We start from the raw sequence: 6348 nt of genomic DNA, 5'->3' as shown, positions 1-6348 counted from the left end.
CCCCCCCCAGCCCCCCCCCCCGCCCCCGGGGCGCCGCCCCGCCCGCCCCCCCCCCCCCCGGCCCGGTCACGAGTCACGTCTCGATGGTCCGAGACCCAGCCTCGCCGACCTTCCCGCCCGCCAGCCGGCGCAGCTCGAACAGCGCCTGATGGCACAGGCGCTCGCGCTCCCCCGGGCCCCCGAAGACGAGCGGCAGGGCCCGGGCGAAGCTGCCGGCGGGAGTCCACACCCCGGCCCAGCCCCGATTCTCCCCCGTCTGCCCTCCCAGCTCGGCCCCCAGGCCCGCCGCGACCCCCGCGGCCGCTCCCTGGGCCTGGGCGGCCCTGCGGGCCAGCGCCTGCACGGCTTCTGCCGGGTCTCCCGCTTCCGACGGGAGCCCGGCCCAGCTCCGAAGCGACGGGGCCGGGAGCACGATGCCTCCCCGATAGGCGGGATCTTCGGCGTCCCGAAGCCACTGGGCCAGGATCCCGGCGGTATAGCCCTCGGCCGAGGCCACCGTCCATCCGGCCTCGCGAGCGGCGCGAAGCGCCACCCGGGGATGGGTGTCGGCGTCGGCCCCGCACAGGTACTTGGCCAGCCGAGCCCGCACCTCCTGCTCCGTGCCGGCGATGAGGCCGCGCGCCTGGGCTTCGTCGGCTCCCCGGGCGGTCACGACGATGCGAACCTCGCCGGGAGACGCCAGGGTGCCCACGTAGGGGTTTCTTCCAGGTCCCATGAGATGGGCTACGGCTTCGCCGGCCCGGCTCTCGCCGATTCCGGAGAACCGGAGCACCCGGGTCACCACGCTCCCCAGCCCCAGCCGTTCGCGAAGGCGGGGCTCGACCCACGTTTCCACCAGATACCGAAGTTCCCGGGGCACCCCGGGAAGGGCGATCAGGTAGGCCCCGCCGGCCTCCAGGGCGAACCCCGGGGCGGTGCCCACCGGGTTGGGGATGGCCTCGGCGCCCCAGGGCAGGAGGGCCTGGACCCGGTTGGAGTCGGGCATCTCCCGGCCGAAGCGCCGAAACGCCCCCCGGACGTCTTCGAGGAGCTCGGGGCGCAGCTCCAGGGGCCGGCCCACGACCCGTGCCACCGCGTACCGGGTGCGATCGTCCTCGGTGGGGCCCAGCCCCCCCGCGAGGATCACGACGGCGCTCTGGCGCACCGCCGCCGCCAGGGCGGCTTCCAGCTCGGCGTCCTCGTCGCCCACCACCCCGATGCGGCGCAGCGGGCAGCCCAGGGCGGCCAGGCGCCAGGCAAGTTCCGGGCCGTTGGCGTCCGCCTGGCCAAGCAGGAGCTCACTGCCGACGACGAGGACTTCGGAGCGCTGGTTCACGGGGAGATCCTCCTTTGAAGAACGGGGGCCGGTAGGAGCATAGCAGTGCGCGAATCCGGCGAGAAGCCGACGCCCGTCGCCAAGAAGCGGTCGGCGGTCAACTGGAGCCCAAGCCCGGCCCGTGTGACAGTGGCACGTCCAACCCGTCACCCGTCACCCGTCACCCGGGAAGGTTTCCCCGGGCGGGAGGCGATGGTAGCATGGGGGTCCGGAGGCAAAGAGGGGAGGAGCCGGTGGAAGGGAACAAGGTGATCCGGGTGGACTTTCGCAGGGGGCGGCGCCCCCCGGCGGGTGGCTTCGGGGGCGGGCCGCGGCCGTTCTTTGCGGGCTTTCTGGCGGTCCTGGTCGCCGAGCTCCTCCTCGTGGCCGCCTTCTACCCCCAGGCCATCGGCTCGTTCTTCTTCGGCCCCACGGTCATCGCGCTGGCCGTGGCCTGCACCCTGTGGGCTCGCCGGGGCATCGCCCGGTGGCAGGTCGCCCACCTCCACCGGCACACCGTCGGCAGCCGGGAGCGCTCCGGCGACGACGACCACCGGGGGCACACGCTCCACTGACCCGATCGGTCCAGACGCTGCGATTCTCGGCGGGGGAAAGGAACCCATGCGACTTTCGTTCACCCGGACCAACGGCCCCGTGGACGAGGCCATCGACCGCCTCCTGGAGCAAGCGGGGCCGGTGCACCATCCCGCGCTGGTGCGGGAGATGATCCTGGCCGCCCTCAAGGCGGGCCAGGAGAGCGAGGCCCGCGCCGACCTGCGGCTGATGAACATCTCGCTCAAGGAGATGCGCTTCACCACCAAGGTCTTCGGGCCCTACCGGCGCGTGCGCAAGGTAACGGTCTTCGGCTCGGCCCGCACCCGGCCCGAGGAGCCCATCTACTGGATCGCCCGGCTCTTCGGCCGCCGCCTCGCGGAGGCGGGGTACATGGTGATTACCGGGGGCGGCGGCGGGATCATGCAGGCGGCCAACGAGGGGGCGGGGGCCGAGAATTCCTTCGGGGTCAACATCCAGCTGCCCTTCGAGCAGAAGCCCAACCCCATTCTCGTGGGCAATCCCCGGCTCATCAACTACCACTACTTCTTCAACCGGAAGGTGGCGTTCCTGCGAGAGGCCCACGCCATCGCCCTCTTCCCCGGGGGGTTCGGCACCCTGGACGAGGCCATGGAGACCCTGACCCTGATCCAGACGGGCAAGCGGCCTCCCCTGCCGCTGGTGCTGGTGGACGAGCCCGGCGGTACGTACTGGAACCGCTGGATCCGGTTCCTCGAAGAAGAGCTCCTGTCGGAGGGATACATCGCGGAGTCGGACTTCAGCCTCTTCACCCGCGTGGACTCGGTGGAGGACGGCGTTCGCGCCATCGACCACTTCTACCGGCGCTACCACAGCTTGCGGTGGGTCAACGGAAGGCTCGTCCTTCGCCTGACCTCGGAGATCCCGGAGGCGGCGGTGCAGGACCTGGAGACCCGATTCGCCTCGATTCTCACTCCCCAGGGGGGGATGCAGCTTTCGGGTCCTCTCGAAGCCGAAGCCGACGAGCCCGAGCTCGGCGAGCTCCCTCGCCTGGTGGTGGACTTCGCCCGCCACGACTTCGGCGGCCTGCGGCGTCTGATCGACGCCATCAACGACCTCTGACCCCATGCGCGACCGCTGGGAAGACCTGCAAGAAGGCCTGGGCGCCTCCCGGGAGCGGCGCCGGGGCCGGCGACGGCTGGCGGCGCTCGTGCTCGGCCTCCTGGTCCTGAGCGGCTACGCCGCAGGACGCCTGTCTCCCCGCTGGGAGACTCCCGGGCCCCTCACGGGAGACCTGGCCCGGGAGATGCCCGCGCCCGATCCGGCCGAGGTCTGCCGGGACATCCTGTGCGACATCCCCTGGCCCACCCCGGTCCCGGCGCCTGAGGGGGGCTACGAGGAGTGGGTGGGGGACCACCGGGTGCGCTACACCCTCGATCCGGAGCTCCAGGAGCAGGCGCTCGCCGTGTTCCGGCGCTACCGCGTCCCCTACGGGGCCTTCGTGGCGGTGGAGCCCGCCACCGGGAGGCTCCTGGCGCTGGCCGAGTACTCCCACGAGGAGCCCGAGCTCCGGGACTTCTGCCGGCGGGCCACCTACCCGGCGGCCAGCCTCACCAAGGTGATTACCGCGGCGGCCGTGCTGGAGGCGGGACTCGCCTCCCCGGAGACGGCGATCCGTTACGAGGGCAACCCCTACCGCCTCTACCCGCGCAAGATCGAGCCGACAAACCGCTCCCGGGAGAACAACGTGAGCACCGTGGCCGCGGCCCTGGGCAGCTCCAACAACGTGGTCTTCGCCAAGCTGGGGGTGGAGCTCGGGGCCGAACGGCTGGAGGACGCCCTGGAGCGCTTCGGGTTCAACCGGGCGATTCCTCTCGAGTTCCCCTTGCAGGAGAGCCGCGCCGCGGTACCCCTGGAGCGCTATCCCCTGGGACGGGTGGCGGCGGGCTTCGGAGGCGTGTACTTGAGCCCGGTGCACGCCGCGCTGCTGGCCGCCGCCGTGGGCAACGGGGGCACGATGATGCGGCCCTACCTGGTAGGTTCCATCGAGGACGGGGCGGGCGCCGTGGTGTACCAGGCCCGGCCCGAGGCCCTTGCGCGCGCGACCACGCCGGAGGTGGCGGCCCAGGTGCGCGACATGATGGTGCAGACCGTCACCGGGGGGACCTCGGCCAAGGTGTTCCGGCGGTACGCGCGAAAGCTCAGCCGCGAGGTCGGGGTGGCGGGCAAGACCGGGAGCCTCACGGGGGACGATCCCCCCGGGAAGTATGAGTGGTTCGTCGGGTTCGCCCCCCTCGAGGAGCCCAAGATCGCGGTGGCCAGTCTCATCGTCAATCACGACCTGTGGCACATCAAGGGCACCTATGTGGCGCAGGCCGTCATGAAGGAATTCTTCGGGATGTGACCATGAACGAAGCGCCCAGACCGCTCCAACCCTCCCGCCGGCCCGAGCTGGAGATCCGCGACATGGAGATCGACGATCTCCCCGTGGTGTTCCACATGGGGGACCGGACCTTTACCTCCGAGACGCCCAACCTCTACCGCACCTGGGACGAGTACGAGGTCACGGGGCTCTTCACCACCGAGCCGGAGTACTGCCTCGTGGCCGAGGACCGGGAGTCGGGAAAGGTAGTGGGCTTCGCCATGGGGACCACGGTGACCAAGCCCCGCTCCCCCTGGAAGTACGGGTACCTGGTCTGGATGGCCGTGCACGACGAGTTTCGCAAGCTGGGTATCGGCGACCGGCTCGTCCGCCGCCTGGCGGACCGCATGGTCGAGCAAGGGGTGCGCATCCTCCTGGTGGATACCGATGCGAAGAACAAGCTGGCCCTGGCCTTCTTTCGCGCCCAGGGCTTCGATCACCCCCACCCCCACGTGTATCTCAGCATGAACCTCGACGAGCTGCGCCGGAAGCGGCACAAGAAGGGGTCTTGATGGGCGGGGCAGGGGTGCGCCCGGAGCGCCTCAGCGAAGTCTTCCGGGGCCTGGTTGCGCGGTACAGCCCCTCGGGCAAGGAGCAGGAGGTCCTTGCCTACCTGGAGGACGTGTGCGCCGACGAGGGGTGCCCCTACGGGGTGCAGCCGGTGGACGAGGACCGGTACAACCTGGTGCTGGGCAATCCCAACGCCCCCCTGGTCTTCGTCGGCCACGTGGACACCGTGGATGCCTGGGACCTGGAGGATTTCGGCCCCGAGGATCTGGACGGGGGCTGGGTTCGCGGGTTGGGGGTGGCCGACATGAAGGGCGGGTGTGCGGCGCTCCTCGAGGCGTATCTGGTCCTCCGGGAGGCTGGCCTGGGCCAGGAGGTGGGGCTCGCCCTGGTGGTGGGGGAGGAGGAGGACGGAGACGGCTCCGCCGCCTTCCTACGGGAGGCCCGGCCCGGTCGGGCCGTGATCGGCGAACCCACGGGGCTCGAGCTCTGCACGAGCCACTATGGGTATGTGGAGGCGGCGATCTCCGCCCGGGGGCGCCGGGCCCACGCCAGCGTGCCCGAGCTCGGACGAAACGCCGCCGAAGCGGTTCTGGCGGTGCTCCACGCCATGCTCCAGGAGCCGTCCCTGGGGGGAGAGGGCGGTCCGGTGCTGAGCATCCGCCACCTGGAGACCTCCAACCCCGGGTTCGCGGTGCCCGCCCGGGCCGCGGCCTGGGTGGACGTGCACGTGCCCCCGGGGCACCCCGTGGACCGGGTGGTGGCCGCGGTGGACCGGGTGGCCGCGGCTGCGGGGGGGAAGGGGCTTTCCGTGGCCTATCCCTGCCGCCACGAGGGCTTCGTGCTGCCGGAGCACGACCCCCTGGTCCGGGCCTTCCGGGGGGCGGGGGGTCGCGACGTGGGGATCTTTCGAAGCCATAGCGACGGCAACCTCTTTCACGCGGCCGGGGTTCCCACGGCCGTACTCGGCCCCGGCAGCCTCGAGTACGCCCATACGGAGGAGGAGCGGGTCGCCTTTCCCGAAATCCTGGAGGCCGCTCGGCTCTTCGTCTCCCTGGCCCGGGCCTTCCGCTCCGCCTGAGGCGCCCCCCGGCGTCGGGCTCGGGCAGGCGCTGTTGCAGCCCTGCCGGGGCGTGCTACCCTTCGGCCTCATCCGAGACGCCCGTGCCGCCAAGAGGAGACGCGCCGATGGAAGAAGTGGAAGTCTACGACGTGGAAGAAGCCGCCCGGGTCGTGTCGGAGCGCACGGGGATGGAGCCCGGCGTGGTCGAGGAGATTCTGGAAGCCGAGTTTCTCTTCCAGGCGGCCCTGGGGGTTGTGGAAGTGGTCGAGGACGACGAGGAGGGCGCGGACTTCCTCGAAGAGATCCGCCAGCTGCGCGAGGCGCATGCCGACCTCGTTCCGGCCATCGACGCCGATCTGGATGCCCTGGAGGACCTGGACGACCGCCTGGTCACCTTCGTCAGTCGCCTCACGGGGGCCGAGCCCGCCACCATCGAGGACGTGCTGGACGAGCACCTCCTCTACCTGGAGGAGCAGGGACTGCTCGAGCCCGCAGAGGACGAGGACTGACGAGGGCTCGCGTCAGACCCCC

Annotated in this window: 7 protein-coding genes; 6 read left to right on the top strand and 1 reads right to left on the bottom strand. The window is 71.4% G+C overall.

Annotation, left to right across the window (positions count from 1 at the left end):
• Positions 1-73 precede the first annotated feature (73 nt).
• On the bottom strand, positions 74-1315 hold the full coding sequence (locus AB1578_08650) for a molybdopterin-binding protein (GenBank protein ID MEW6487970.1): 1242 nt from the start codon (positions 1313-1315) through the stop codon (positions 74-76).
• Between the two features lie 233 nt (positions 1316-1548).
• Here AB1578_08650 and AB1578_08645 point away from each other — a divergent pair, with 233 nt between their 5' ends.
• The 6 genes from AB1578_08645 to AB1578_08620 all read left to right on the top strand — a co-directional run bounded on the left by AB1578_08645 (position 1549) and on the right by AB1578_08620 (position 6326).
• Positions 1549-1869, top strand: a complete 321-nt coding sequence (locus AB1578_08645; protein MEW6487969.1) for a hypothetical protein — start codon at positions 1549-1551, stop codon at positions 1867-1869.
• A gap of 46 nt (positions 1870-1915) precedes the next feature.
• A complete protein-coding gene (locus tag AB1578_08640; protein ID MEW6487968.1) occupies positions 1916-2947 on the top strand; it encodes a TIGR00730 family Rossman fold protein in 1032 nt (343 codons plus the stop codon).
• A 4-nt stretch (positions 2948-2951) separates the two neighbouring features.
• The gene (locus AB1578_08635) at positions 2952-4229 is read left to right on the top strand and encodes a penicillin-binding transpeptidase domain-containing protein (GenBank protein MEW6487967.1); all 1278 of its coding nucleotides are present in this window, start codon (positions 2952-2954) and stop codon (positions 4227-4229) included.
• 2 nt (positions 4230-4231) lie between these two features.
• Positions 4232-4759: a GNAT family N-acetyltransferase gene (locus AB1578_08630; GenBank protein ID MEW6487966.1), complete on the top strand. Its 528-nt coding sequence runs from the start codon at positions 4232-4234 to the stop codon at positions 4757-4759.
• Entirely contained in the window at positions 4759-5835 is a 1077-nt protein-coding gene (locus AB1578_08625) for a M20/M25/M40 family metallo-hydrolase (protein MEW6487965.1), read from the top strand. The genes AB1578_08630 and AB1578_08625 overlap by 1 nt, the downstream gene beginning before the upstream one ends.
• A 107-nt stretch (positions 5836-5942) precedes the next feature.
• A complete protein-coding gene (locus AB1578_08620; GenBank protein ID MEW6487964.1) occupies positions 5943-6326 on the top strand; it encodes a hypothetical protein in 384 nt (127 codons plus the stop codon).
• Positions 6327-6348 lie beyond the last annotated feature (22 nt).

It is taken from the genome of Thermodesulfobacteriota bacterium (assembly GCA_040756475.1).
Classification (GTDB): Bacteria; Desulfobacterota; Deferrisomatia; order Deferrisomatales; family JACRMM01; genus JBFLZB01.
Note: the sequence above shows the minus strand (reverse complement) of the source record. Positions and strands in the feature narration are given on the sequence as shown.